Raw genomic sequence first — 25,832 nt, forward strand, 5'->3', positions numbered from 1 at the left:
ATGTTAATTCAGGAAAATGTATGAAACTCGCAAGTTATGTTTATCAGCGCGGCAAGAGCTACGGCATCGTGGCCGCAGACGGCCTGATTGACTTAGGCCGCCGTCTTGGCCCGCGCTATCCGGATCTTAAAACCCTGCTGGCCGGCAATGCCTTATCCGAGGCGCAGGATCTGTGCCATCAGCCGCCGGATATAGCGGTTGACCAGGTAACATTCCTGCCGGTAATTGAAAATCCGGGCAAAATCTTATGCGTCGGCATGAACTATGCCGAAAAGCGTAAAGAGTTCAATGAGGTGAACCCGGCGCCGACGCTTTTTATTCGCTTCGCCGATTCCCAAACCGGTCACGGTATGCCGATTGTCAAACCTGGTCTTTCGGCGGAATTTGATTACGAAGGCGAACTGGCGGTGATTATCGGCCGGGAGGGGGAGGGTATTCCCGCTTCGCAGGCGTTGTCACATGTCGCCGGGTATAGCTGCTATATGGATGGTTCGGCGCGGGACTGGCAACATAATTGGTTCACGGCGGGCAAGAATTGGCGGCAAACCGGCGCGTTCGGCCCTTATCTCACCACTGCCGATGAAGTCCCCAATCCCCATGACCTGAACATCCGTACCTGGTTAAACGGCCGTCTGGTACAAAACGACAATACCGGCAGCATGATTCACGGTATTGCCGCGCTGATTGAATACATCAGTACCTTCACCCGGCTGCACGCCGGCGACGTGATTATCACCGGTTCGCCGGGGGGCGTCGGCAAGAAGCGTACCCCGCCGCTGTTCATGAAAAGCGGCGATTGCATCGAAGTGGAAATCGAAAAAATCGGCCATTTGAGAAATCAGATTGTTGATGCGGTTGATTATTCCATGCCCGGGTCGTCTCATGCCGCCGCGTAGTTTAAAAACCGCCGGGCTCATCGCCGAGGCCCGGGATTCGAGCCATAGGGTAAGCGCTATGTATGATTTGGACGCGTTGGAATTTGCCGTGCTGCCGGTCCGATGCACCGCTAACGGCCTGAACGAAGGGCGCGCCCTGCCGGAACGCGGCGGGTTGGCCGAGGTGCGCGCCCTGCTGGACACCAGCGGCCTGGGCATGGATGAGGATATCGATTGTTTCGTGGTGGCCCATGATGGCCGGCAGTTGGCGGGGTGCGCCGGCATTGCCGGCAATACCATCAAATGCGTCGCGGTGGCGGCGGATTACCGCGGGGATAACTTGAGCGCCCGCCTGGTGGGAGAGGTGGAAAATCTGGCGATACGGCAAGGGCATTTTCACCTGTTTCTTTATACGCGTCCGTCCAATATCGCCCTGTTCAAGGGCTGCGGCTTTTATCCCCTGGCGCAATGGGACCAGGTGGCGGTTCTGATGGAAAACACGCCGGTGGGCATTACGCGCTATTGCCGCGCGCTGGCCCTGCAGCGTCATCCCGGCGCCCGAATCGGCGGGATCGTCATGAATGCCAATCCCTTCACCCTGGGGCACGCCTACCTGGCGGAGCAGGCCGCCGCTGTTTGCGACTGGGTGCATATCTTCGTGGTGCGGGAAGATGTGTCGCTCTTTTCCTATGCCGAGCGTCTTGAAATGGTGCGTCAAGGCGTGGCGCATCTCAGCCATGTCACGGTGCATCCCGGCTCGGATTATCTCATTTCGCGGGCGACGTTCCCCGGCTATTTTTTACGGGATACGCAGCTTATAGGCCAGACCTACAGCGCCATCGATCTGCTGATTTTTCGCCGTTATATCGCGCCGGCCCTCGGTATTACCCATCGTTTTGTCGGCACCGAGCCCTATTGTCCGGTGACTGAACAATACAATCGCGATATGCGGGTGTGGTTGGAAGAGCCCGGGCGTTCAGCTTCACCGCCGGTGTCGGTGGTGGAGATTCCCCGCAAATGCCAATCCTCCGGCTGGGCGATTTCAGCCTCGGAAGTGCGGGCATTGCTAAAGGATCGGCAGATGTCGCACATCCGGGAAATCGTGCCGCCCTGTACGTTTGCCTTTTTAACGTCACATCACCGGTCGGAATGTGCGTAACCGAATTTTTTTTGTCAGGACAGTCATTATGAAGATAGTTAAAGAATCCTTGGCCGGTACGTTTGAATCCAGCGATCTGCTGGTGAAAATCGCCCCGGCCGACGGCGAGTTGAACATTGTCGTGAACAGCGAGGTGATAAAACAGTTCGGCATACAAATCCGTCAGGTCATTGATCAAACGCTGGCTGCCATGGGCGTTACGGAAGGGTTGATCATTATCGACGATAAAGGGGCGCTGGATTGCGTAATCCGCGCCCGCATTCAGACCGCGGTATTACGGGCCGCCGGCGCGGAAGATATTGTATGGGACAGCATGTCATGAAAAAGCTTCGCCGCAGTATGTTGTTTATTCCCGGCGCCAATGCCGCCATGTTGTCCACCGCGTTTATCTACCGTCCCGATTCGATCATGTTCGATTTGGAAGATGCCGTTTCGCTGCGGGAAAAAGACAGCGCCCGGATCTTGGTGTTCCATGCGCTGCAGCACCCCATGTACCGGGACATTGAAACCGTAGTGCGCATTAACCCGCTCAATACGCCGTTCGGCCTGAAGGATCTGGAGGCGGTGGTGCGGGCCGGGGCGGATGTGGTGCGGTTGCCGAAAACCGACAGCCCGGAGGATATACATGAGCTGGAAACCCATATTGAACGCATCGAGCGGGCCTGCGGCCGGGAAGTGGGTTCCACCCGAACCATGGCGGCCATTGAATCGGCCATCGGCGTGATTAACGCGGTGGCCATAGCCCGCTGTTCTCCACGGCTTATCGGCATTGCCCTGGCGGCCTTTGATTATGTCATGGATATGCAAACCGAACGGGGCGACGGCACCGAACTTTTCTACGCCCGCTGCGCGGTGCTGCACGCGGCCCGCGCCGCCGGCATCGACGCTTTCGATGTGGTCTATGCCGATATCAACGACGAGGCCGGTTTCCTGCGGGAAGTGGAGCTGGTACGCAAAATGGGTTTCAACGGTAAATCATTGATTAACCCGCGCCAGATTGAACTGCTGCATAACGCCTATGCGCCGACCCAGGAAGCGGTGGACTACGCCCGGCGGGTGATTGCCGCCGCCGAGGACGGAGAGCGTAAAGGCCTGGGGGTTATATCGTTGAACGGGAAAATGATTGACGGCCCGATTATCAACCATGCCCAGGTGGTACTGGACCGTGCCAGGGCTTCCGGCGTGCGCCGGTAGCGGTTTAGGCGAATAAATACAGGAATACCTAATGAGTGATTTTTTAGACAATCTACAGACGCAATATCGGCATCTCGGGCAACTGGCGCAGTTCAGCCATGCGTGCAGTACCACGCCCTGGCTGGCGGATAATCTGGCCAAACACCAGCGCAAGCTTTGCGACAGCCTGGAACAGGCCATTGAACGCAGCGGACTGCGTGACGGTATGACCATCTCGTTCCATCATGCCTTTCGGGAAGGGGATATGGTCATTAATCGGGTGGTGGAAACCCTTGCCCGCTTAGGGTTTAAAAACCTGACGCTGGCGTCCAGTTCGCTGATGACCTGCAATGATGCCTTGATAGAACCCATCCGGGCGGGCGTGATTAGCCGCATCTATACGTCGGGCATGCGCGGCAAGCTGGCGGACGCTATTTCCCATGGCCTGATGGAAGAACCGGTACAAATCCATTCCCATGGCGGAAGGGTAAAACTGCTGCAGGATGGCGAGCTCAAGATCGACGTGGCGTTTCTCGGCGTGCCGTGCAGCGATGAGTTCGGTAATGCCAACGGCAGCCACGGTCAATCCTGCTGCGGTTCCCTGGGCTATGCCATGGTGGATGCGCGTTTTGCCCGCAAGGTAGTATTGCTCACCGAAGCCTTGCTGCCTTTTCCCAATCTGCCCGCCAGTCTGGTTCAGGATCAGGTTGACTATATCGTCAAGGTGGATCAGGTGGGGGACCCGGCTAAAATCAGCGTGGGCGCGGCGCGGGTCACCAGTAATCCACGGGAGCTGATGATCGCCCGCAGCGCCGCCGAGGTCATTGAGCATTCCGGCTATTTTGTCGACGGGTTCTCCCTGCAAACCGGCTCGGGGGCGTCAAGCACCGCCTGTACCCGTTTTATGGCGGAAAAGATGGAGCGGCGCCATATCAAGGCCCGCTTTGCGCTGGGGGGTATCACCGGCAGCATTGTCGATCTGCATGAGAAAGGCCTGATCGATATCCTGCTCGATACCCAGTCCTTTGACAGTCAGTCGGCGGAGTCGCTGCAACATAACCCGCGCCATATCGAAATTTCCACCAATGTCTATGCCAACCCCGCCGCCAAGGCGGCCTGCTGCGATCAATTGGATATCGTCATTCTCAGCGCGCTGGAAATCGACGTGAATTTCAACGTTAACGTTATTACCGGTTCCGACGGCGTGATGCGCGGCGCTTCGGGTGGTCATTGCGATGTGGCTGCCGCGGCCAATCTGACCATTGTGGTGGCGCCCCTGACGCGCAGCCGTATCCCTACCGTGGTCCGCCAGGTGACGACGCGGGTAACGCCTGGTGAAAGCGTCGACGTTCTGGTGACCGATCAAGGCATCGCCGTCAATCCGGCGCGGCCGGAGGTGCGCCGGCGGCTGGAAGAAGCCGGTCTCGAAGTGCTGGATATCGAACAGCTCTATCAGCGGGCGGTGGCGCTGACCGGTGAACCCAGGCCCATCGAGTTTACTTCGCGGATTGTCGGTGTGGTGCGCTACCGCGATGGCAGCGTGATTGATGTGGTACGCCAGGTAAAAGAGGATGACTAGGTGACTCTGACCGGAGATATCGCCGCGGACGTTACGCTGGATCAACTGCTGGCGGCGAAGGAGCGCCGCGCGGCGCGGCAACGGGAGTGGATCGGCCGTTATGGCCGGCCGCTGATTTCGCTGACGCTGGTAACGCCGGGGCCGGTGAAGGATTCGGCCCCTTATCGGCAATTGATGGCGGAAGCCATCAACGTTTGCGAGGGGATGTTGACCGGCCGCGGCTGGCCGGTGGCGGCGCGACAGGCCTTTTGGCTGCCCACCGGACCGGAGGCGTTTTGGGCGGTGGGGCATGGGGCCGGGGAAATAAAAGCCGCCACGGTGGCGCTGGAGCAGGAGCATCCCCTCGGCCGTCTCTGGGATATGGATGTTATTTCGGTCCACGACGGTATTATCGGCCGCAATTTTCTTAGTCAGGCCGGACGCCGCTGTCTTGTCTGCGACCAACCCGCCCATGCCTGCGGGCGGTCCCGCCGGCATCCGTTGCCTCAGTTGACGGCGAGAATAAAGGATCTGCTGGAGGCGTATTTTGTCCGCGATGAAAGCTGAAGCGCTGCGAAGCGACGCCGGCCCGATAAGCGGTAATCCGCCCATTCCGCTCCATTATCCCGTTGCCGATGCCGAACTTATGGCGGTGGCGCGGTTGGCCGCCGCCGCGCTGCGGGAGGAGGTGTATTTGACGCCCAAACCGGGACTGGTGGATAACTGCAATAACGGTGCGCACCGGGATATGGATTTACCGCTGTTCCTGCGCAGCATCGCGGCCATAGTCCCCTGGTTCAGCCGCTTTACCGCCCTTGGCTATCGTTATGCCGCGCTTCCGGCCGGGGAGGTGCTGGCCCGCATACGTCCGCTGGGGCTGGCCTGCGAGCAGGGGATGTTTGCCGCTACCGGCGGCGTCAATACCCACAAAGGCGGGGTTTTCTCCCTCGGGTTATTATGCACCGCCGCCGGACGGCTGAAAGGGCGCTTACAGCCGTTAACCCGCGGGGGATTGTGTGACGAAGTGGCGGCAATATGCGCCCGTATGGTGATGACAGAGCTGGCGGATCGCCGGCGGGCGGCTACGGCGGGGGAGCAGCTGTTTCAGCGCTACGGCATGACCGGTGCGCGCGGGGAAGCGGCGAGCGGATTCGCCACCGTGCGCCGGTATGTTTTACCCGACTGGGATCGCCTCAAGGCCGACGGCGCCGGCGAGCCCATGATTATGCTGCACTGTCTGCTACTGCTCATGGCTTATAATCCCGATACCAACCTGGTCTCGCGCGGCGGCCTGCCGGGCCTGCATTTTGTGCAGCGCTACGCCCGGCGCTTATTGCTTTGCGGCTGGGATATCGCCGAGCTACGGCAAATGGATGCCGCGCTGACAGCGCTTTATCTCAGCCCCGGCGGCAGCGCTGATTTGCTGGCGGTGGCTTATGTCCTGGCGCACCTGCCCCTATGAACGGACATGGATCGGCGCGCCTCGGTGGAATTTCCCTCGACGGGGTCTCGTCGCCATGTTCCGACGACCCCTTCGGCGCGCTGACCGTTCTGCTGGTGCCGGGCATTCAGGATAGCGGGCCGGAACATTGGCAAAGCTGCTGGCGGCAACGGCATCCGCACTGGCTGCGCATCACGCAGCGCAACTGGCAGGATCCGGATCTGGACGGCTGGGTGGCGGCGATCCGGCGCGAGCTGGGGGAGCAGCGCTCGCGCTTACTGTTGATAGGCCATAGCTTTGGCGCGCTGTCATCATGGTATTTCGCCAGCCAATTCCCCAGCGTGGTGGCCGGCGTAGTGCTGGTGGCGCCTGCCGAACCGGTGCGTTTCGAGCTTGAAGAGCGTATCCTTGCCACCCCGTTACCGGTGCCAAGCCTGCTATTCGCCAGCCATAACGACCCGCTGCTGGCGTTCAGCCGCGCCCGCTACTGGGCACAGGCCTGGGGCAGTGAGCTGGTGGATGTCGGCGAGGGGGGGCATATCAACGCACAATCGGGTTTCGGCGCCTGGCCCCACGGTTTGCAGCGCATCGGCCAGTTCGCCCGCGAACTGAATCCCGGCCCTGCCCGCGGGCTGTTTTAAAATCTGCTTACAATCCGCCTTGCGCAAATCGGCCATACCGGTATCAATTAATCTTAGGGTTCGCCGCGGGTATGCCATAATCAATGCAGTTTGGGTTATGCGCAGCGCAAGTAACGGAGAAAAATAATGAGTAAAAGCAACGATCATCAGCCGGATCATGATTCGGAACATCCCTACTCGGGCAAAGAGTACGATCAGACCCTGCATTTACTGCAAATCGAGCTGGTCAAGCTGCAGCGGGAAATTATTGCCTCCAACGATCAGATCCTGGTGATTTTTGAAGGGCGCGACGCGGCGGGCAAGGATGGTATCATCAAGACCATTTCCCAGCATCTGAGCCCGCGGGAATTTCGCATTGTCGCCCTGGGCAAGCCGTCAGAGCGGGATCGCGCCGAATGGTACTTTCAGCGTTACGTGGCGGAATTGCCGGCGGCGCAGGAGATGGTGCTGTTTAACCGCAGCTGGTACAACCGCGCCGGCGTTGAGAGGGTGATGGGTTTTTGCAGCGATAAAGAGTACGAACTGTTCATGAATACGGTGACGGATTTTGAACAGCTGCTGGTGGATTCAGGCATTAAAATCATTAAATATTACCTTGATATCAGCAAGCACGAGCAAAAAGAGCGTTTGGAAGCCCGGCTAACCGATCCTCTTAAGCAATGGAAAATCAGCCCCATCGACGAGCAGGCCACCAAACAGTGGAAGCAGTACAGTAATGCACGCAATGAAATGCTGATTCGCTCCCACACCCCCAATACGCCGTGGGTCATCGTGCATACCGACGACAAGCACGAAGCAAGGATCAACATTCTGCGCGACCTGCTGGGACGGCTGAATTATAAGGGAAAGGACAAAAAACTGGCCCTGCCGGATCCCGAAGTGGTCTTCGCCTTTGATACCGTCTGCATTGAAAACGGCCGCCTGGCGCCGTAGATCTCTTCATGAATCACCAAGATTTTCTTAGGAAATCTGACGCTCAGGTGCATACTGAGCGCTTTTCCGCGAGGCGTCACGGGTAACGGACGCTTACCGCCTTCCATTCGGATCCTGCAGTTGAATCTATGAGCACAGAACATAAACAGCCGTTGTCTGTGGCAACACTTGCGGCTATCGGCGTGGTGTACGGCGATATCGGCACCAGTCCCCTCTATACCCTGCGAGAATGCTTTTCCGGCAACTATGGTTTCGATGTTCGTCCGGACCAGGTATTCGGCTTCCTTTCCCTGATTTTCTGGCTGCTGATCCTGATTGTTTCGCTGAAATACCTGATTTATGTCATGCGGGCCGATCATGCCGGCGAGGGCGGCATCATGACGCTGATGTCCCTGGCCGGCCGCAATACCCCGGCGCGCACGGCGACGCTGATTATGGTGCTGGGGCTGATAGGCAGCGGCTTTTTTTATGGCGATGTGGTAATTACTCCGGCCATTTCGGTAATCTCCGCCATTGAGGGGCTGGTGATTGTCGCACCGTCCTATTCCGGCTATATCGTCCCGGCCTCCATTGCCGTCATTACCCTGCTGTTCATGATCCAAAAGCACGGCACCAGCCGCGTCGGCAAGTTTTTCGCGCCGGTGATGCTGGCATGGTTCCTGACCCTGGCGCTGCTGGGCGTACGCAGTATTATGATCTACCCGGCGGTCCTGCAAGCGATAAACCCGGCATGGGCGCTGCATTTTTTCGTTGAATACAAAAAATTGTCCTTCTTTGCCCTCGGAGCGGTGGTGCTGGCCATTACCGGCGTGGAAGCGCTGTATGCCGATATGGGGCATTTCGGCAAACGCCCCATCCAGCTGGCCTGGTTCGTGGTGGTGCTGCCGTCGCTGGTGCTTAACTATTTCGGCCAGGGCGCGTTGCTGTTGCAAGACCCGTCGTCCATCATCAATCCCTTCTTTTTATTGGCCCCCGGCTGGGCGTTGATCCCGCTGCTGATCCTGTCGGCCCTGGCGACGATTATCGCTTCCCAGGCGGTTATTTCCGGCGTCTTTTCCCTGACCCGCCAGGCGGTGCGCCTGGGATATCTGCCGCCGATGCGCATAATCCATACCTCGGCTGAGGAATCCGGGCAAATTTACGTCCCCACCATCAACTGGATGTTGTATGTGGCCGTGGTGCTGGTCATTGCCTTTGCCAAACACTCCAGCAACCTGGCGGCGGCTTACGGTATCGCCGTCACCGGCACCATGCTGTTAACCAGCCTGCTGGTGACCTGGGTGGCGGTAAATACCTGGCGCTGGAACCGGGTCCTGGTAGGGCTGATATTGGCGGCGCTGCTGGTCATTGACGTGCCGATGTTCGCCTCAAATGCCCTTAAACTGTTCTCCGGCGGCTGGTTGCCGCTGCTGCTGGGGCTGGTGATGTTTATCGTCATGACCACCTGGAATACCGAACGTTTCAGTCTGGCGCGCAAGCTGCACTCCCACGGCAACTCCCTGGAGGCGATGATAGCCTCCCTGGAGAAAAATCCGCCGGTGCGCGTCCAGGGTACGGCGGTATTTATGTCCCATATCACCAATGTCATCCCCTTTGCCCTGCTGCATAACCTCAAACATAACAAGATGCTGCATGAGCGGGTGATCCTGCTGACGGTGCGCACGGAGCATGCTCCCTACGTCCATAACGTCCGCCGCGTGGTCATTGAGCAGCTATCCCCCACGTTCTGGCGGGTAGTAGCCCGCTACGGCTGGCTTGAAGCGCCGAATATGCTGGAAATATTCCACCGCTGCGGCCTGGAAGGCTTACCCTGCCAGATCATGGAAACCTCGTTTTTCATGTCGCACGAAGCGTTGATCCTGACCAAGCGGTCCTGGCTCCGGTTCCTGCGGGGCAAGCTGTTTATCACGTTGAGCCGCAATGCCCTGCGGGTGGCGGATGAATATGAAATTCCTCCCAACCGGGTTATCGAACTGGGCACGCAGGTGGAAATCTAGCGGCTGACTTTCTCCACGGGCGGCATGCAAGGCGCCGTCCGGCGTGTTATTGTCATCAAGTATCCGTTGCCCCGGCCGCGTCTGGCGGAGCGTGATTCATCAGCGTATTCAAGAGGATAATTCATGACAGATTCCGTTTACGACATTCCCGTTAAAAAAATCGACGGCACCGCCGCCAGCCTGGCGGACTATCGCGGCAAAGCGCTGCTGGTGGTTAACGTCGCCTCCAAATGCGGCCTGACCCCGCAATACGAAGCATTGGAAAAGCTTTATCAGGACCGGCATTCCCAGGGGCTGGAAGTGCTGGGTTTTCCCGCCAATAACTTCAAGGGCCAGGAACCGGGCAGCGATGCGGAGATCAAGGATTTTTGCACGCTGACCTACGATGTGCATTTCCCGCTGTTTTCGAAAATTTCGGTGCTGGGGGAGGACCGGCATCCGCTGTACGGGAAATTAACGGCGGCGCAGCCGGACGCCATAGGGGAGGGGCCGTTCCGCGAACGGCTGAAAGGCTACGGCGTCGATCCCGTCAATCGCCAGGATGTATTATGGAATTTTGAAAAATTCCTGATTAACCGGCAGGGCGAGGTGGTGGCGCGTTTTGCGCCGGATGTGACCGCCGACGATCCACGGTTGCTGTCGGCCATTGATAAAGCTCTGGCGTAACGCCTGCAGCCCGCCGGCGTCCGGCGGATCTATTCAGCTGCCGGGCGTCCGGCGCAGCCTGTTTGGCGGCAGTGGAAATAGCCGGCTGACGGGCGCTTGGTTCAAAGGCATTCGCCGGCCGCGGAAAGCTTTATAGCGCGAAGTCCGGTATGCTAAAATCAGCAGGATGTTTCCCCCGTGCGTCCGTTGAACAAGGCTTCATAGATGATTACCATGCAGGATGTTGCAAGAAAAGCGGGCGTTTCCAAGTCCACGGTATCCCGTGTCCTGGCGGGTAATAACTATGTCAAGGAGAGCACCCGCCAGCGGGTGTTCAATGCCATCGAAGAGTCCGGCTACCGTCCCAATCTGGTGGCGCGCAGCCTGGCCACGCAAAATTCCCAAAGCATCGGCCTGATTGTCACCAACTCCATATTCAACGGCCCCTATTTTAGCGAGCTGTTATATCAAACCGCCAAGATGACCGAAAACTATGGCCGGCAGTTGATCCTGGTGGACGGTAAATACAGCGCGGAAAGCGAGCTGGAATCCATACAGTTTTTGCTGGATCGCCGCTGCGATGCGGTGATTATCTACCCGCGTTTTCTGGGGGAGAAAGAGCTGATGGCGATTATTCGCCAGCACGAGATTCCTTTTATCGTCATCAACCGCAACCTGCCGCTGGCGCGGCAGCACTGCGTGTTCGCCACCCATCAGGCCGATGCCCGCCAGGCGGTGGGTTATCTCATAGAGCAGGGGCATCGTGACATTGCCTTTATCAGCGGCGCGCAGGGATCTCCCACCGCCGGCGCCCGTGAACAGGGGTATCGGCAGGCGCTGAGGGAAAAGGGCATTTCATTGAATGAGGCGCTGATGGCGCCGGGACACTGGTCCCTCGGCAGCGGTTATGAAGCCTGCGCCGAACTCCTGCGGCGCCCGGCGGGTTTCAGCGCGCTGGTGTGCTCTAACGACGATATGGCCATCGGCGCCGCCAAGGCGCTGCGGGAACATGGCAAAACCATTCCCGGCGACATCTCCCTGGTGAGTTTCGATGACATTCCCGTGGCATCCTATTTCAATCCTCCCCTGACCACCGTCCATGTGCCGGTGGCGGAGATGATCAAAAGCGCGCTCGATCAGGTGGTTCACGTGCTGGACGGCAAGCCGGTGTCGCCGCTAAAACCCTTCAGCGGCGAGCTGGTGATTCGCGATTCGGTGGTGCCCGGCCCTTTCGCCGCCACCTCGCGCCCGAAAAAAACGCCGGTGGGACACCTTTAGCTCCGGCGCATTGCTAATAGCTAATACTCAATATCGGTATCCAGACGCTCCCCGTTGGTAGTAATGACGCGCTGATACCAGTAAAAGCTCTTTTTCGGATAGCGGGCCAAATCCTTTAGGTCGTGCTCATCCCGATTGACATAAATAAATCCGTAGCGTTTGCTGATGCCCTGATGGGTACTGACCAGGTCAATGGCTGACCAGGGGCAGTAGCCAAACAGCTCGACGCCGTCGGTAATCGCCAGCTGCAGCTGCCGGATATGGGCGCTGAGGTAGCGAATACGGTAATCGTCATGAATTTTATTATCCTGCGCCAGCCGGTCAAACGCGCCCAGGCCGTTTTCGGTAATGATTAACGGCAGCCGGTAGCGCTCGTATATTTCCCGGCAGGTCACCCGGAAACCCACCGGGTCGATATACCAGCCGAATTCATTGTGTTCCAGGTTGGGATTATCGGCGCCTATATACACCGATTTATCGATGCCGGGTAGTTGCTGATCCTCCACTTCACGGCGCTCCTGCCCGACGGCGCCGCGGTCTTGTCCGTCGGCAACCGTGGTGGAGGCATAATAATTAAACGCGATAAAGTCGGGACGGCCCCGCTGCAATAGCGCCATCTCCTCTTCGGTTATCTGCGGCAGGTAGCCCTTTTCCCGCATAAAACTCCAGGCCACCGCGTTATACCGCCCGAAACAGGCCAAATCCAGATAGAGCCAGTTGCGAATAGACGAGAAATTATTGGCGGCAATCACATCTTCCGGCCGGGAACTGGCGGGGTAGACGCAGGAAATGTTCGGCGCCGGGCCGATTTTGGCCTCGGGCAGCATCTCATGGCAGGCAATCATTGCCCTGGCCTGCGCCAGCATCATATGGTGGTTTTGCTGATAGAGGGTTTTTTGCGGATTGGCGGTGCCCGGCGGCAGCGTGCCGATGACATCGCCTTTTAGGATCATCATATTCTGTTCATTGATGGTCAGCCAATACTTGACCTGGCCGCCGTAGAGTTCAAAGGCGGTACGGGCGAACCGCTCAAAGGCGTCGACGGTGCGTGGGTTCGACCAGCCGCCTTGCTGTTGCAACGCCCAGGGTAAATCGAAATGGTACAGCGTCACCAGCGGTTCAATGCCGTGGCGGCGGATCTCATCAATCAGGCGGCGGTAGAATGCCACGCCCTGGAAATTCAATTCGCCTTCGCCGGTGGGAAACAGGCGGCTCCAGGCGATGGAAAACCGGTAGGTTTTGAGACCCATCTCAGCAAACAGGGCGATATCGCCGGCAAAATGATGATAGTGATCGCTGGTGACGGTGAAGTCGCTAAGTTCCGGTGGAAACGAGGCCCGGTCGATGACCGACGGGCCTTTGCCTTCTTCGTTCCAGCCGCCTTCCACCTGATAGGCAGACGTGGAGGCGCCCCAAAGAAATCCCTGTGGAAACGGCGCCGGTGTTTGGTAATGCATAATAATTCCCTCTGATTTTCGATACGGTGAGCCCCGGGCTGATTAAACCCGTTTATTTAAAACCGCTTACTCAATTCCGCTTAAACGGAGCGCCCCGAGATCATGGCTTTTGCCCGCAGGCTTCGCCCGGATGCTTTAGGGTGTCGATTTCGCGATACAGGACGATGATTTCTTCAACCAATTCCCGGCACAGCATGGCGTTCATCAGATGATCCTGGGCATGTACCATGATAAGGTTCACCGGAATTTTACCCACGCCCTCGTCGGCGCCTATTAATTGCGTCTGGATACGGTGCGCCTGGCGGGCGGCGTCGGAGGCGGCGGCCAACAGGGCATCGGCCTTCAGCCACTCCCGGTTGCGGGCGGCGCGCAGCGCTTCCATCGATTCGGAACGCGCCTCGCCGGCAAAGATAATCAAAGCCATGACCGTACTTTCCATATCCATCGCCACTGTCTCGCTCATGGTTATGCCTCCTGGGCCTGGGTCTGCGGCAACGGATCTTCCTGCGCCAGCAGTTGCCGTTCGTAGATTTTGAAGAAGGGGTAATAAATCAGCGTGGATACGGCCACCAGGACAACCACCAGGAACGCGGCGCGTATATCCCAGCCGGTGGACCAGGCGGCGCCGATGGGGGCAGGCGTGGTCCAGGGCACCACGGAAATCACCCGGCCCACCATATCGGTACGGGTGGCGATATAGGCCAGAGTACCGTTAACCAGCGGCGCGGTAATAAATGGAATGAAGAGGGTGGGATTCATCACCACCGGAGAGCCGAAAATCACCGGTTCGTTAATGTTGAAAATACAGGGCACCATGCTGAGCTTGCCGATGGAGCGCAAATGGGCGGATCGGCTGCGTAAATACAGCCCCACCAGCCCCATGGTGGAACCGGATCCGCCAATCACGATGAAAAACAGCCAGAACGGTTCGATAAAAATATGGGTTAAGGGTTGTCCGGCGGTGAGTTCCTGCTGGTTGATGCCCAGATTGGTCAGCCAGAAAGCCTGCAACACGCCGCCGACGATGACCGCGCCGTGAATGCCGGCGAACCACAGCAGATGGCAGATCAATACGGAGAGCAAAATGGCCGGCAGGGTATCGGCAGCGGAAACAATCGGCTGGAACAGCGCCATAATGGCCTGGGGCAGCAGCATGCCGAATTGCCATTGGATCAGCAGGCTTAACGGGTAAAGGGTAAAGAATATCGCCAGTACCGGAATCAACAAATCAAAGGACTGTTTTATTTTCGGCGGTACCTGTTCCGGCAGATGGATACCGATATGCCGTACTTCCAGAAAATGTATCAGCTCGGTGGTATAGATTCCCACCAATATCGCGGTGAAAATCCCGGTCCCCCCAAGCGATGATACCGGCAGCATTTTATCCGCGGTTTGCGGAGCCGCCACTACCAGGAATGACATTAATGACAGCAGGGCGGCCATAAAACCGTTCATTTTATAGCTGGTGGCCAGATTATAAGATATCGCCGCGGCGATAAACACCGACATAATACCCATGGTCATGTTATAGGGCATCAGAATAACGTTTTCATACTGCTGCGCCATCCGCAGCCACCATTGGGCGAAGGACCAAGTGCTGGTGGGGGAGAAGGGCGGATGGGCAAATACCAGCATAAAGGAACCGACAATCAGAAACGGCATTGCGGAAATAAATCCGTCCCGGATGGCCATGACATGCCGTTGACTGGATAATCTCCCTGCTATCGGACTAATGGTATTTTCAATGACGCCGAATACCGATTCGCTAATTCCGGACATATTCATCTCCTAGGCATTAAGCAGCGCCAGAGTATCGTTTAATATTTTTTCGCCGTTCATCATGCCGTAATCCATGCTGTTAATGACGGCTATGGGTTTATGCTGCTCATCGGCGATTATTTTAAAATCTTTCAATTTATATTTGATTTGCGGTCCCAGCAGACAACAATCGTAATGGGGGAACTCCGCGGCGAACTCTTCCAGACCCACCGCATTGATTTCCACCTCTATTCCTTTTATTTCGGCGGCTTTTTGCATTTTCCTCACCACCATGCTGGTGGACATCCCGGCGGCACAGCATAAGAGTATTTTTTTCATAAGACGAGCCTTGTGATTATTGGTCTGGCAGCAGTATGACGCGAGAAAAAGAATCTCTGCAACCGGTTTCAGAAACCGGTTGCAGTTTTGTGATGGAGGTCAATTCTTGTTTCAGGATAACTTTTTAGCGGATTTCTGATTAATGGAAATCAAGTCTGTAAGCTGGGTTAAAGAATTCAGGATGAAAGGTGTTCATGATACGGCCAAGCCAATTCATCATCCAACATAGATCTGACTATTTGCCGAGAGGTCAACCGTGTCTCGAACCATTATGCTAATTCCAACCGGTACCCATGTGGGGCTGACCAGCGTCAGTCTCGGCGTGATCCGGGCCATCGAGCGCAAGGGCGTGCGCCTGAGCGTATATAAGCCCATCGCCCAGCAGCGCGACGGCGCGAGTTTGCCTGACCAGACCACCGCCATCATTCGGGCCAATTCAGGGATCCCCGCCGCGCAGCCGCTGGCGATGGACTATGTGGAAACCCTGTTAAGCACCAATCGCCGCGATGTGCTGATGGAGGAGATTGTCGCCCGCTATCATGAAACCCGGCAGGACGCCGAAGTGGTCCTGATTGAGGGGCTGATGCTGACCCGTCGCCATCAGTTCGCCAATGGTCTGAACTACGACATCGCCCGGGCGTTGAACGCTGACATGGTTTTTGTCACCACCCTGGGGGCCGATTCACCGGCGCAGCTGAAGGCGCGGCTGGAGTTGGCCTGCGCCGGGTTCGGCGGCTGCCAAAACAAGAATATCGCCGGGGTTATCATCAATAAATGGCACGCCCCGGTGGATGAACAGGGCCGAACGCGCCCAGACCTGTCCGAACTGTTCGACGCCGCCAACCAGCATGATGACGCCGCCGCGGATACCCGCCCCCTGTTTGCCGACAGTCCGCTAAAGGTCTTGGCCTGTATCCCCTGGAACTATGATCTGATAGCCACCCGCGCCGTGGATATGGCCGGGCATCTTCATGCCCACATCGTGAATGCCGGCGATCTAGAGACGCGCCGGGTGCAGTCCGTGACTTTCTGCGCCCGCGGTTTGGCCAATATGGCGCAGCACTTTCGCGCCGGCGCGCTGCTGGTCACCTGCGCGGACCGCCCCGAGGTGCTGGTGGCGGCCTGCCTGGCCGCCATGAACGGGGTGGCCATCGGCGCGGTCCTGCTTACCGGCGGCTATCCCATTCCCCCGGCCATTGCCACGCTGTGCGAGCGGGCGTTCCAGACCGGTTTGCCGGTGATGATGGTCAATACCAATACCTGGCAGACGTCCCTGAGTTTGCAAAGCTTTAATCTGGAAGTGCCGGCGGACGATCGTTTACGGGTGGAGAAAGTACAGGACTACATGGCCGGCTACATCGATAGCGGGTGGATTGATTCACTGAGCGCTGCCTCGGAGCATTCCCGCCGCCTCTCGCCGCCGGCATTCCGTTATGCCCTGACCGAACGGGCGCGGCGGGCCGGCAAGCGCATCGTGTTGCCGGAGGGGGATGAACCGCGCACCATCCGGGCCGCCGCCCTCTGTGCCGACCGGGGCATTGCTCATTGTGTCCTGCTGGGCAATCCCGACGACATTCGCCGGGTGGCCGCGGCCCAGGGCGTGGTTTTGGGTGACAATGTGGCGCTACAGGATCCGGCGCCGCTGCGCGAGCGCTACCTGGCGCGGCTGGTGGAGCTGCGTAAAAGCAAAGGCATGACCGAAGTGGTGGCGCGGGAGCAATTGGAAGACAACGTGATGCTCGGTACCCTGATGCTGGAGGCAGGGGATGTGGACGGATTGGTTTCCGGCGCGGTACATACCACCGCCAATACCCTTCGTCCGGCGTTGCAGCTGATTAAACCGGCCCCGGGCAGCTCGCTGGTTTCATCGGTATTTTTCATGCTGTTGCCGGAGCAGGTGCTGGTATACGGCGACTGCGCCATCAATCCCGATCCGGATGCCGAACAGCTTTCGGAAATCGCCATTCAGTCCGCCGACTCGGCCGCCGCCTTCGGCATCGAGCCGCGGGTAGCGATGATGTCCTACTCCACCGGCACCTCGGGCACCGGCAGCGATGTGGATAAAGTGCGGGAAGCCACCGCGCTGGCGCGGCGCAAACGCCCGGATCTGGTGATTGACGGCCCGCTGCAATACGATGCCGCCATTATGGCCGACGTGGCGCGCACCAAGGCGCCGGACTCGCCGGTGGCCGGCCGGGCCACGGTCTTTATTTTTCCTGATCTGAATACCGGCAATACCACCTACAAGGCGGTACAGCGTTCCGCCGACCTGGTTTCCATCGGTCCGATGCTGCAAGGCCTGCGCAAACCGGTCAATGACCTGTCCCGCGGCGCCCTGGTGGACGATATTGTTTATACCATAGCCCTTACCGCCATCCAGGCCACGCAATAATCGCCGCCAAAAGAGGCGGCGTTTCATCCCGATGCCGGGCAACAACCCCCGGCATCGGGACGCAAATTAATGGCAATAATGATCATTGCATTGATATGCCTTCACCTCCTTCAGTAAACAAATCCCGCATATGAAAATATTCTGTGAAATATTATTTCCTGGCTATACTTTTAGGGTCAGACTGAATATGTGCTCATCCGGTTATATCGTGAACATTATTTAGTACGATATCACGGGAACAGTTCAAAAATTTACAGGAGCTACACACATGGGCATCGGAACAATTGTACTTATCGTATTAATTTTACTCCTCATCGGCGCGCTGCCCAGCTGGCCGCATAGCCGTAGTTGGGGTTATTTTCCCAGCGGTATTCTTGGCGTTGTTGTGGTTATTCTGATTGTTTTGGTTCTGATGGGAAGGATCTGACCCGAAACAAGCTTAATGATGTAATACATAGAGATCTTTAGTGGAAATATACCCCAATCGGGTTTCATAATATCCACCGATATAGGGTTTCACCAGCCTGGCAGCCACATGGTAAAAAATGGGGATGCCGGGTGCGTCTTTTGCTAAAATATCTTCAGCTTCCTGATAATACTCCATTGCTTTTGAAACAGAGCTTGCGTCGGCCGCCTTTGTCAAGGCGCGATCGAAATCCGCGTTGCTGTATTTGGCATAATTGCCGCTATCCTGAGATCGGAAATTATTCAGAAACGTCGCAGGATTGCTGTAGTCGGCGTACCAACCTGTCCTCGACACTTCAAAATTACCGCTGCGCACGCTGCTGAACAGGGTTTTCCACTCCTGATTGCTTAACGTCGCCTCGACGCCCAGATTTTTCTTCCACATGGAGCTTGCCGCGATGGCGAGCCGCCGGTGGGTCTCGGAGGTATTATACAGTAGAGTGAATTTAAGCGGCCGCGTCTCGCCGAAGCCGGCCTGCGCCAAGAGTTTCTTTCCTTCGGCGATGCGCCGCTCCCGGGGCCAATGGGCATAGGCCGGCGGCGCCGGTTTAAAACCGCCGATGTCGGGCGCGCTGAACATATAGGCCGGCGTTTGCCCTTGCCCCATGATGTCAGCGGCGATAATCTCCCTGTCGAGTCCGAGATTCAGGGCCAGACGAACCCGTACGTCGTCAAAGGGCGGTTTGCCGGTGTTGATATCATAAAAATAGGTGCCGAATTGCGGCGAAATGCGCACCTCATCGCCCAATTTTTTTTTCAGCGCGGCAAACTGGATTTCCGGTACGGTTTTAACAATATCGATTTCATCGCTTCTATAGCGGTTCAGCGCGGAATTTTCCGACACGAGGGACAAGAATGTCACCTTGTCGATTATCGTATGTTCGTTATCCCAATAGCGGCCGTTGCGAACGCCCACGACCTTTTCATTCACCACCCATTCCTGCAGGGTAAAAGGTCCGCTGCCGGCAAATTTCCCCGGCTGGGTCCAGGTATCGCCCCACCGGCGAATAAGTTCGCTGTTCACCGGCGCCAATGCCTGATGGGCCAGCATGTCCATAAAATAAGACAGCGGCTGGTCCAGCCGGATCTCAAGCGTAAGGTCGTCCAATGCCTTGATGCCCAGGGCTTCAGGCGGTTTTTTGCCCGCGACGATATCCGCCGCATTCGCTACCTGCATATTGGCGAGATAGCTGGCATAGGGGGAGGCGGTATCAGGTGAGACCAGGCGCCGCCAGCTCGATACCACATCACGGGCGGTGAGGGCGTCGCCGTTGGACCAGGTGAGATGGGGCCGCAAATGGAATATCCACAGGGTAGGCTGTTTTTGCTCCCAGCTCGCCGCCAGCCGGGGCTCGACGGTGCCGTCATCGTTAACCGCCACCAGCCGTTCGAAAAAATCGTTGATAATGGCGAATTCGTTGTCGCTTTCCGCCTTGTGCGGGTCCAGTGACGCCGGTTCGGCGATATTTTGCCGCACGATTTCCTGCCGGGCGGCCAATTCGGCCCCAGGCGGCACAGCGGCGGCGAAGGCGGGGGCTGCGGGCAGCAGCGCCAGGCCGATGCAAAGGGACAAGACATATTGCCCGCCGGAAAACAAAGAACACGCAGTCATAAGAAGCTCTCCTCGATGAAGGTGGAATAGACGTTTTTGATGTTGTTACCCAGTCTACCCACCTGCTTGTCAACCGGGTGTAAATCCCCTGTGTCGGCTATGATTGACTCATGCGCCGCCGGCGCTTTTGTAAAAAACCATCTGCCGTTTTCGACGCTATAGGAGGAAATCTATGGGGCGTATTATCATATTTATGCTATCGGTGTTGTTTGCCGGACCGTTATGGGCCCAGCCCAACCCGGTGGTGCATACCGGTAGCCTGATGGGAAGGGACGGGAAAAGTCTGGGTAAGATAACCGTTACCGAGGCGCCAAAAGGGGTGATCTTGCGTATCGAGGCGACGGGCATATCCCCCGGCTGGCACGGCGTGCATTTCCATGAAAAGGGATCGTGCAGCGCCAAGGATAAATTCAACGACGCCGGTTCCCATGTGCACAGCGAGATGCCCGTGGTGCACGGCATCCTGAACGGCAACGCCAACGACGCGGGGGATTTGCCCAATGTGTTTGTCGGCGCCGACGGCAAGCTGACCGTGGAACTCTATTCCACTCTGGTGGCGGTGAGTCCCGGCAACGGACGTCCCGCCTTGCTGGATCAGGACGGTTCTTCCTTGATTATCCACGGCAAACCCGATGATTACGAAAGCCAGCCCATCGGCGGCGCAGGCGAACGTATCGCCTGCGCGGTGATCCGGTAAATCAATCCGCCGCCGGTTGTTACCGGCGGCGTCACCCGTCATCGTCGGTAAGCATCCGGCTGCCGGGGCTGAAGAATTTCTGCGGGATAAAGCGGTCAAAACCTTTCTCTTTGCAAAATGCCTGGAATTGGCTGAGGTTATGCACATCGGCTTTTTGATAAATCTGTTGTAATTTATTCTCTATGGTCCGGTGCGAACGGTTGAGTCGTTTGGCGATATTTTTACTGGGCATGGATTGCAGGGCGAAAAAAATCACGTCCAGTTCTCTTTCAGTAAACAGATTTTCCGGCGGGTAGAAGCGAAAGAATCCCGGCTGCTCGCCGTTGAGATGCTTTAGCAGAGAGAAGTTTTCAAATTGCCGGGCATGAAATATTGTGCCGACACATTGAGCCGTGGAATTGTCAAACAAAGGAAATTTATCAAAATAATAAGGCTTTAATATTTGCTCAGGACCATAGCAATGAATTTCCAGCGAACACAGCCGGTCTTGTACCGCCAGGGTATTACGATCGTGCTCTTTGAAAAACCAGGCAAATTTCGCAATGGAGCACGGTAGTTCATCATCATAATATCCTTCAATACTCATTGATGCACGATTAATATTGAGCAGCTCATAATAAGCTTTATTTGCATAAACATACTGCGAATCGATATTTTTAACGCCCCAGGGTTCCCGCGATGTCTCCCATAAAAGAAGAAGCTGCTGCGATATATCGATGGAATACTTTTGAAAGGCTTCAAAGGCTTGACTGATATTGCGATCCATTTATCTATCATCCAATATATTATTATCTGAAATATCAATTGACCTTGCCAGCAGCCAATCGGTGAAAAAACAGACGTAAACGGTCAATAAAATATTTAAAAAATAATTAAATATCAAATGAATGATGTTTATTTTATTATAGTTGACGATAATGCCTTTTGCGTATTTCATCAGCGTGCGTTTCCTTTTTTTTAACAAAAAACTGGCGGTACCACAAATTTTTATGCTTTAATTTGTCTTCTTTTATCAGAATGTTATTTTAACGAAAGAATAATATCATTTTTTATTATTTTTTTTCGTTCCGAGCACGTCTTGATTATTCATGGCGCCCCTGGGCAATACCCGCGGCCGGCTATTTTAAGATCAACCCTATTACCAGTCGGGATCTGTTATGCGCCTATTGGATAAACACGCGATTGAACATATCAGTATCGGCGCCTCGCTTATGGCGAGCGGCGGCGGAGGCGATCCATACATCGGCAAAATCATGGCGCTCAAGGCCATAGAGGAACACGGCCCGCTGGCATTGGTTTCCGTCGGGGAGCTGTCGCCGGATGATTTGCTGCTGTCCATCGGCATGATAGGGTCGCCCACGATCATGATGGAAAAAGTGCCGAACGGTAATGAATCCGTCGCCGCCTGCCGGCTGATGGAAAGGCGGCTGGGCAGGAAAATCGCCGCTATCTATCCCATCGAGGCCGGCGGAATCAACTCCCTGCTGCCGCTGGCCACCGCTTCGCGCCTGGGCCTGCCGGTGGTGGATCTGGACGCCATGGGACGGGCCTTCCCCGAGTTCCAGATGACGACATTTCATCTCGAGGGCGTGGGGGCGTCGCCTTTTGTCGTGGTCAACGAAAAATACGATTCCTGCGTGGTGGAAGCCGACGACAATCATGTGGCGGAGAAGTTTGCCCGTGCGGTTTCGGTGAAGATGGGAGGCGCGGCCATTTTTGCCGCTTATCCCGTTTCCCCGGCGCAGGCGGCGAGATCGGGCATTACGGGATCCCTGAGCTTTATGCAGAACCTCGGCCGGATGGTGGAGCAGGCACGCCGCGATAAATCCGGCATGGTATCCATGCTGACGAAGGCGCTGGGGGGCTATGTCTTGTTCCGCGGTAAGGCCGTCAACGTGGATCAGCGCAGTGAAGGAGGCTTTACCCTGGGGGTGGCGGCGTTCGCCGGCGTGGATGACCAAAAGGGCAGGCAGTTCGAGGTTTATTTTCAAAACGAATATCTGCTGGCCCGATGCGGGGCCGCTCCGGTTTGCATGACCCCCGACCTGATTATCCTGTTGGATGAGGATACCGGCCTGCCGATCCTGAGCGAACGATTACGCTACGGCGTGCGGGTGGCGGCATTGGGCGTCCCGGCCAACGAAAGATGGCGCACGCCGCGCGGCATCGAAGTGGCAGGCCCCCGCTATTTCAATTACGACACTGATTTTATCGCGGTTGAAACCTTGGCCGCCGGAAACGGGGAACATGACCATGACCATGACATATAGAATCGGAATCGACGTCGGCGGAACCAACACCGATGCCGCCTTGCTTAACCGGCATGGCATCGTTGTCGCCCGTACCAAGCGGCCCACCACGGCGGATATCATGTCGGGAATCGACGATGCCATAACCGCCTTGCTCGGCGAGGCCGATATCGATAAGTCCGCCATCAGGCGGGCCATGCTCGGTACGACCCACTGCACCAACGCCATTGTTGAACGCAAGGGCCTGAACCCGCTGGCTCATTTCCGGCTGGGGGCGCCGGCTACCCTTGCCATCCCGCCGTTAAGCGATATTCCCGACGATTTGCGCCGCCTGTTGTCAGACCGGCTGTTTATCGTGGGCGGAGGTTACGAATATAACGGCGACTTGCTGGCGTGCCTTGACGAAGCGCTGATTCGCAGATACCTGCGGGAAGTGAAAGGGCAGGTGGATTCGATTTCCGTCTGCGGCGTCTTTGCGCCGGTGTCGGACGTCCAGGAACGGCGGGTGGCGGTGCTGGCGCGGGAAGAGCTGGGGCCGGAGATTGCTGTTTCCCTGTCAGGAGAAATCGGATCCATCGGTTTACTGGAGCGTGAAAACGCCTGTATTTTAAATGCCGCGCTGCATGGCGCCGTCCGCGATATCACCGAGGGTTTCGATATGGCGCTGCGCCGGCACGACATCCACGCGGAGATTTATTTCGGGCAGAACGACGGCACCCTGATGACGCTGCGGCAGGCGCGGGCCTTCCCAATACATACCGTCGCCTCCGGTCCCACCAACAGCATCCGCGGGGCATCGTACCTGGCGGACGTGCGTGATGCCCTGGTGGTGGATGTCGGCGGTACCACCACCGATATCGGCATATTGTCGAAAGGGTTCCCGCGGGAATCGAGCCATGCCGCGGAAATAGGCGGAGTGCGAACCAACTTTCGCATGCCGGACATTATTTCCATCGGGCTGGGGGGCGGTTCCATTGTCACGGTGGGCGCCGGCAACAGCATCCGTATCGGCCCTGAAAGCGTGGGATATGAATTAACACGGCGCGCCTTGATTTTCGGCGGCGACACCATAACCGTCACCGATATTTCGGTGGCGAAGGGTCTGATGCATCTGGGGGATAGCCGGCGGATCCGGCATTTATCCGCCGAACTGGTGGAGCGGGCTTATGCGCGCTATGTCGGCATGGTGGAGGATGCGATAGACCGGCTGAAAACCCAAGACGATCCCATACCGGTGATTCTGGTGGGGGGCGGGGCCGGGTTGCTGCCCACCCGATTGCGGGGCGCCTCGAAGGTTATCAGGCCGGTGAATGCCGATGTGGCCAATGCCGCCGGGGTGGCCCTCGCCCAGGTCAGCGGCAGCATCGATACCATTGTGTCCCTGAAACATCGCGATCGGGAGAGCTGGCTGGCGGATGCCGCCCTCAAGGCGCGGGCAGCGGCCATCACGGCGGGAGCGATCCCGGGCACCGTCGAAATCATCGATCTTGATACCTTGCCCCTGGCCTATATGCCCGGCAATGCCTTGCGCATACGCGCTAAAGCGGTGGGGAGCCTGAAGTTCTGAAACGACGGAGTCGGGGGGTATTCGTTACTCTATACCCGGATATCTTCGCTTCTTAACATGGAAGAACCTTAACCTGTAATGATGCGCATGTAGTGTGCGGGAGAAGTAGCATGTGTAATTCCGGTTCCTGCTTTTACCAATTCCTGTTCAAAAGCAATCTCGAGTTCAGCCGAAAGTGTGACGGCAGTACGGTGATTTACGGCACCCTGAATTTAACCTCCAGCGGTATTACCCATATACCCCCAAAGCTTGTCGTCATAAATTCAATTATCATAAGATATTCCCAGCTGGAAAGTTTACCCAGCGAGCTGCGGGTCATTGAAGATCTGGACTTGAAAAACTCGCCCATCAAAACATTGCCCGAGGATTTACAGGTGGGCGGCAATGTATTTCTGGAAAATTCCCAAATAAGCGAATTACCGGATAACCTGAGCGTCGAAGGCGGTTTGGATCTGGAAAACACGCCCATTGCTACCTTGCCAAAAAACCTTTTTGTCGGTGATTACCTCAATATCCAGGGGACTAACATCACTGCCTTGCCGGAGGATTTGTATGTCGGCCGGAATCTGCTGCTGGATGCCGATAAAATTGCCCATAACGCCGCTTTTGCACAAATTCTGGCGCAAGGGGTAATCTGGCCGCGCCAAGATTGGGGAGGGGGTAAGCGCGTCACGGCCCGGACTGAGGCCGGGCACAGCGCGGTCTACTGAACAGGCACGGGCAAAGGCGTTCCATCACACCTTGGCGCGCCATCGTTTATGCCGGCAATCGGCGGCGCGTAATGACGCATAAAGCTCTGCCCGCGCAGCTAGTCACTCCTCGTCAAAAAAAGCCATCATTCGAACCATTGAGGGAGAAACCGTGTTGGATTGCGGCTCTGTCATAAATGCTCCTGGAGAAAGTGATAAATAAGATTTCATGCCGCCGGTATTTGGAAATGATCAATTCCAAATTGGCTAAATTTTTAACTGAGCAGGCGTATGGCCTGTTCGGCCGCCGCCAGCATTTCAGGCCGGGCGCGCCCGGCCTTGCCGATCACACGAAACCCCTGCAGCATGCTCAGCAACAGGCATGCGGTGGCCTCCGTATCGATTCCCGCGGGAATGGAGCCATCGGACTGGCCGAGCCGGATCAGGCCGCGCAGTGTTGACTCCACGCGATGCAAGGCGCTTGTCACCAGGTCAGCCATCGCTGAATCAAAGGTAGCGAGCTCGATGGCGCTGGCCGCAACCAGACAGCCGCGCCGACCTTCTTCGCCGTGTGAGGTCTCGGCGTAGAAGATAAGCATGGCTCTTAGCTTGTCGAATCCCATGGTCTCGGTTTCCAGGCGCTTTTGCAGCTGCACATGGCGCGTGCTGGTATAGCGGTGAAAAGCACGGAAAAAAAGCTCGCGCTTGTCGCCGAAAGCTTTATAAATGCTGCCGGCCGACAGCTGCATCGCCGCACTGATATCGGTGATGGAGGCTGAGCTGAAACCGCGTTCGCGGAACAACGGCACTACCGCATCTATGGCTGCGTCAATGTCGAATTCCCGCGGCCGGCCCGCGCTGCGCGGGGACTTTGGTGATATAGGCGATGTAGGCATGGCAGTATAAT

The 25,832-nt window shown here is 56.9% G+C and carries 25 protein-coding genes; 18 read left to right on the top strand and 7 right to left on the bottom strand.

Annotation, left to right across the window (positions count from 1 at the left end):
• Positions 1–20 precede the first annotated feature (20 nt).
• From ACL2XO_RS12815 to ACL2XO_RS12870, 12 genes are all read left to right on the top strand, one after another.
• Positions 21–896, top strand: coding sequence for a fumarylacetoacetate hydrolase family protein (locus tag ACL2XO_RS12815; protein ID WP_413742876.1), 876 nt, complete (start codon positions 21–23; stop codon positions 894–896).
• Positions 897–954: 58 nt separating this feature from the next.
• Complete coding sequence (citC, locus tag ACL2XO_RS12820; protein ID WP_413742877.1) at positions 955–2,034, top strand: [citrate (pro-3S)-lyase] ligase; 1,080 nt, start codon at positions 955–957, stop codon at positions 2,032–2,034.
• Between the two features lie 28 nt (positions 2,035–2,062).
• Positions 2,063–2,356: a citrate lyase acyl carrier protein gene (gene citD / locus ACL2XO_RS12825; protein ID WP_132921971.1), complete on the top strand. Its 294-nt coding sequence runs from the start codon at positions 2,063–2,065 to the stop codon at positions 2,354–2,356.
• Positions 2,353–3,228 carry a citrate (pro-3S)-lyase subunit beta gene (gene citE / locus ACL2XO_RS12830; RefSeq protein WP_132927770.1) on the top strand — a complete coding sequence of 292 codons (876 nt, stop codon included), beginning with the start codon at positions 2,353–2,355 and terminating at the stop codon, positions 3,226–3,228. Before citD ends, citE begins: the two co-directional genes overlap by 4 nt.
• 31 nt (positions 3,229–3,259) lie before the next feature.
• Entirely contained in the window at positions 3,260–4,786 is a 1,527-nt protein-coding gene (gene citF, locus ACL2XO_RS12835) for a citrate lyase subunit alpha (protein WP_203521763.1), read from the top strand.
• A complete protein-coding gene (citX, locus tag ACL2XO_RS12840) occupies positions 4,787–5,332 on the top strand; it encodes a citrate lyase holo-[acyl-carrier protein] synthase (RefSeq protein ID WP_132921969.1) in 546 nt (181 codons plus the stop codon).
• A 79-nt stretch (positions 5,333–5,411) separates the two neighbouring features.
• Positions 5,412–6,227: a triphosphoribosyl-dephospho-CoA synthase CitG gene (gene citG, locus ACL2XO_RS12845; protein WP_132927769.1), complete on the top strand. Its 816-nt coding sequence runs from the start codon at positions 5,412–5,414 to the stop codon at positions 6,225–6,227.
• Positions 6,224–6,847, top strand: a complete 624-nt coding sequence (locus ACL2XO_RS12850; protein ID WP_413742878.1) for an RBBP9/YdeN family alpha/beta hydrolase — start codon at positions 6,224–6,226, stop codon at positions 6,845–6,847. The genes citG and ACL2XO_RS12850 overlap by 4 nt, the downstream gene beginning before the upstream one ends.
• Before the next feature lie 126 nt (positions 6,848–6,973).
• Positions 6,974–7,780 (top strand): polyphosphate kinase 2, encoded by an 807-nt coding sequence (gene ppk2, locus ACL2XO_RS12855; protein WP_132921967.1) that lies wholly within the window; start codon positions 6,974–6,976, stop codon positions 7,778–7,780.
• A 128-nt stretch (positions 7,781–7,908) separates the two neighbouring features.
• Positions 7,909–9,777 carry a low affinity potassium transporter Kup gene (kup, locus tag ACL2XO_RS12860; RefSeq protein ID WP_413742879.1) on the top strand — a complete coding sequence of 623 codons (1,869 nt, stop codon included), beginning with the start codon at positions 7,909–7,911 and terminating at the stop codon, positions 9,775–9,777.
• 123 nt (positions 9,778–9,900) lie between these two features.
• Complete coding sequence (locus tag ACL2XO_RS12865; RefSeq protein ID WP_132921965.1) at positions 9,901–10,443, top strand: glutathione peroxidase; 543 nt, start codon at positions 9,901–9,903, stop codon at positions 10,441–10,443.
• Positions 10,444–10,647: 204 nt separating this feature from the next.
• Positions 10,648–11,700 carry a LacI family DNA-binding transcriptional regulator gene (locus ACL2XO_RS12870; RefSeq protein ID WP_132921964.1) on the top strand — a complete coding sequence of 351 codons (1,053 nt, stop codon included), beginning with the start codon at positions 10,648–10,650 and terminating at the stop codon, positions 11,698–11,700.
• 20 nt (positions 11,701–11,720) lie between these two features.
• Here the strand turns inward: ACL2XO_RS12870 and ACL2XO_RS12875 are convergent, their stop codons facing one another.
• The 4 genes from ACL2XO_RS12875 to ACL2XO_RS12890 form a co-directional block, all read right to left on the bottom strand.
• Entirely contained in the window at positions 11,721–13,157 is a 1,437-nt protein-coding gene (locus tag ACL2XO_RS12875) for a glycoside hydrolase family 1 protein (RefSeq protein WP_413742880.1), read from the bottom strand.
• Between the two features lie 100 nt (positions 13,158–13,257).
• Entirely contained in the window at positions 13,258–13,602 is a 345-nt protein-coding gene (locus ACL2XO_RS12880) for a PTS lactose/cellobiose transporter subunit IIA (RefSeq protein ID WP_132927768.1), read from the bottom strand.
• Positions 13,603–13,622: 20 nt separating this feature from the next.
• A complete protein-coding gene (locus ACL2XO_RS12885) occupies positions 13,623–14,936 on the bottom strand; it encodes a PTS sugar transporter subunit IIC (RefSeq protein ID WP_132921962.1) in 1,314 nt (437 codons plus the stop codon).
• Between the two features lie 9 nt (positions 14,937–14,945).
• Positions 14,946–15,254, bottom strand: coding sequence for a PTS sugar transporter subunit IIB (locus ACL2XO_RS12890; RefSeq protein WP_132921961.1), 309 nt, complete (start codon positions 15,252–15,254; stop codon positions 14,946–14,948).
• 256 nt (positions 15,255–15,510) lie between these two features.
• Here ACL2XO_RS12890 and pta point away from each other — a divergent pair, with 256 nt between their 5' ends.
• The gene (gene pta / locus ACL2XO_RS12895) at positions 15,511–17,646 is read left to right on the top strand and encodes a phosphate acetyltransferase (RefSeq protein WP_413742881.1); all 2,136 of its coding nucleotides are present in this window, start codon (positions 15,511–15,513) and stop codon (positions 17,644–17,646) included.
• Positions 17,647–17,920: 274 nt separating this feature from the next.
• Positions 17,921–18,073, top strand: a complete 153-nt coding sequence (locus ACL2XO_RS12900; RefSeq protein WP_203523086.1) for a DUF3309 family protein — start codon at positions 17,921–17,923, stop codon at positions 18,071–18,073.
• A gap of 12 nt (positions 18,074–18,085) precedes the next feature.
• Here the strand turns inward: ACL2XO_RS12900 and ACL2XO_RS12905 are convergent, their stop codons facing one another.
• Positions 18,086–19,723 carry an ABC transporter substrate-binding protein gene (locus ACL2XO_RS12905; protein WP_413724204.1) on the bottom strand — a complete coding sequence of 546 codons (1,638 nt, stop codon included), beginning with the start codon at positions 19,721–19,723 and terminating at the stop codon, positions 18,086–18,088.
• 172 nt (positions 19,724–19,895) lie between these two features.
• On the opposite strand from ACL2XO_RS12905, the gene sodC reads away from it, so the two are divergent.
• Positions 19,896–20,420, top strand: a complete 525-nt coding sequence (gene sodC, locus ACL2XO_RS12910) for a superoxide dismutase[Cu-Zn] (RefSeq protein ID WP_413724205.1) — start codon at positions 19,896–19,898, stop codon at positions 20,418–20,420.
• Positions 20,421–20,451: 31 nt separating this feature from the next.
• Here the strand turns inward: sodC and ACL2XO_RS12915 are convergent, their stop codons facing one another.
• Positions 20,452–21,186, bottom strand: coding sequence for a helix-turn-helix transcriptional regulator (locus tag ACL2XO_RS12915; RefSeq protein ID WP_413724206.1), 735 nt, complete (start codon positions 21,184–21,186; stop codon positions 20,452–20,454).
• Between the two features lie 391 nt (positions 21,187–21,577).
• Here ACL2XO_RS12915 and ACL2XO_RS12920 point away from each other — a divergent pair, with 391 nt between their 5' ends.
• From ACL2XO_RS12920 to ACL2XO_RS12930, 3 genes are all read left to right on the top strand, one after another.
• Positions 21,578–22,690: a DUF917 domain-containing protein gene (locus tag ACL2XO_RS12920; protein WP_413742882.1), complete on the top strand. Its 1,113-nt coding sequence runs from the start codon at positions 21,578–21,580 to the stop codon at positions 22,688–22,690.
• On the top strand, positions 22,680–24,236 hold the full coding sequence (locus tag ACL2XO_RS12925; protein WP_413742883.1) for a hydantoinase/oxoprolinase N-terminal domain-containing protein: 1,557 nt from the start codon (positions 22,680–22,682) through the stop codon (positions 24,234–24,236). Before ACL2XO_RS12920 ends, ACL2XO_RS12925 begins: the two co-directional genes overlap by 11 nt.
• Before the next feature lie 110 nt (positions 24,237–24,346).
• On the top strand, positions 24,347–24,946 hold the full coding sequence (locus ACL2XO_RS12930; protein WP_203521751.1) for a hypothetical protein: 600 nt from the start codon (positions 24,347–24,349) through the stop codon (positions 24,944–24,946).
• A gap of 254 nt (positions 24,947–25,200) precedes the next feature.
• Here ACL2XO_RS12930 and ACL2XO_RS12935 read toward each other — a convergent pair whose 3' ends face one another.
• A complete protein-coding gene (locus tag ACL2XO_RS12935; protein ID WP_413742884.1) occupies positions 25,201–25,821 on the bottom strand; it encodes a TetR/AcrR family transcriptional regulator in 621 nt (206 codons plus the stop codon).
• Positions 25,822–25,832 lie beyond the last annotated feature (11 nt).

It is taken from the genome of Sodalis sp. RH15 (assembly GCF_047324255.1).
GTDB classification, from domain to species: domain Bacteria; phylum Pseudomonadota; class Gammaproteobacteria; order Enterobacterales; family Enterobacteriaceae; genus Acerihabitans; species Acerihabitans ligni.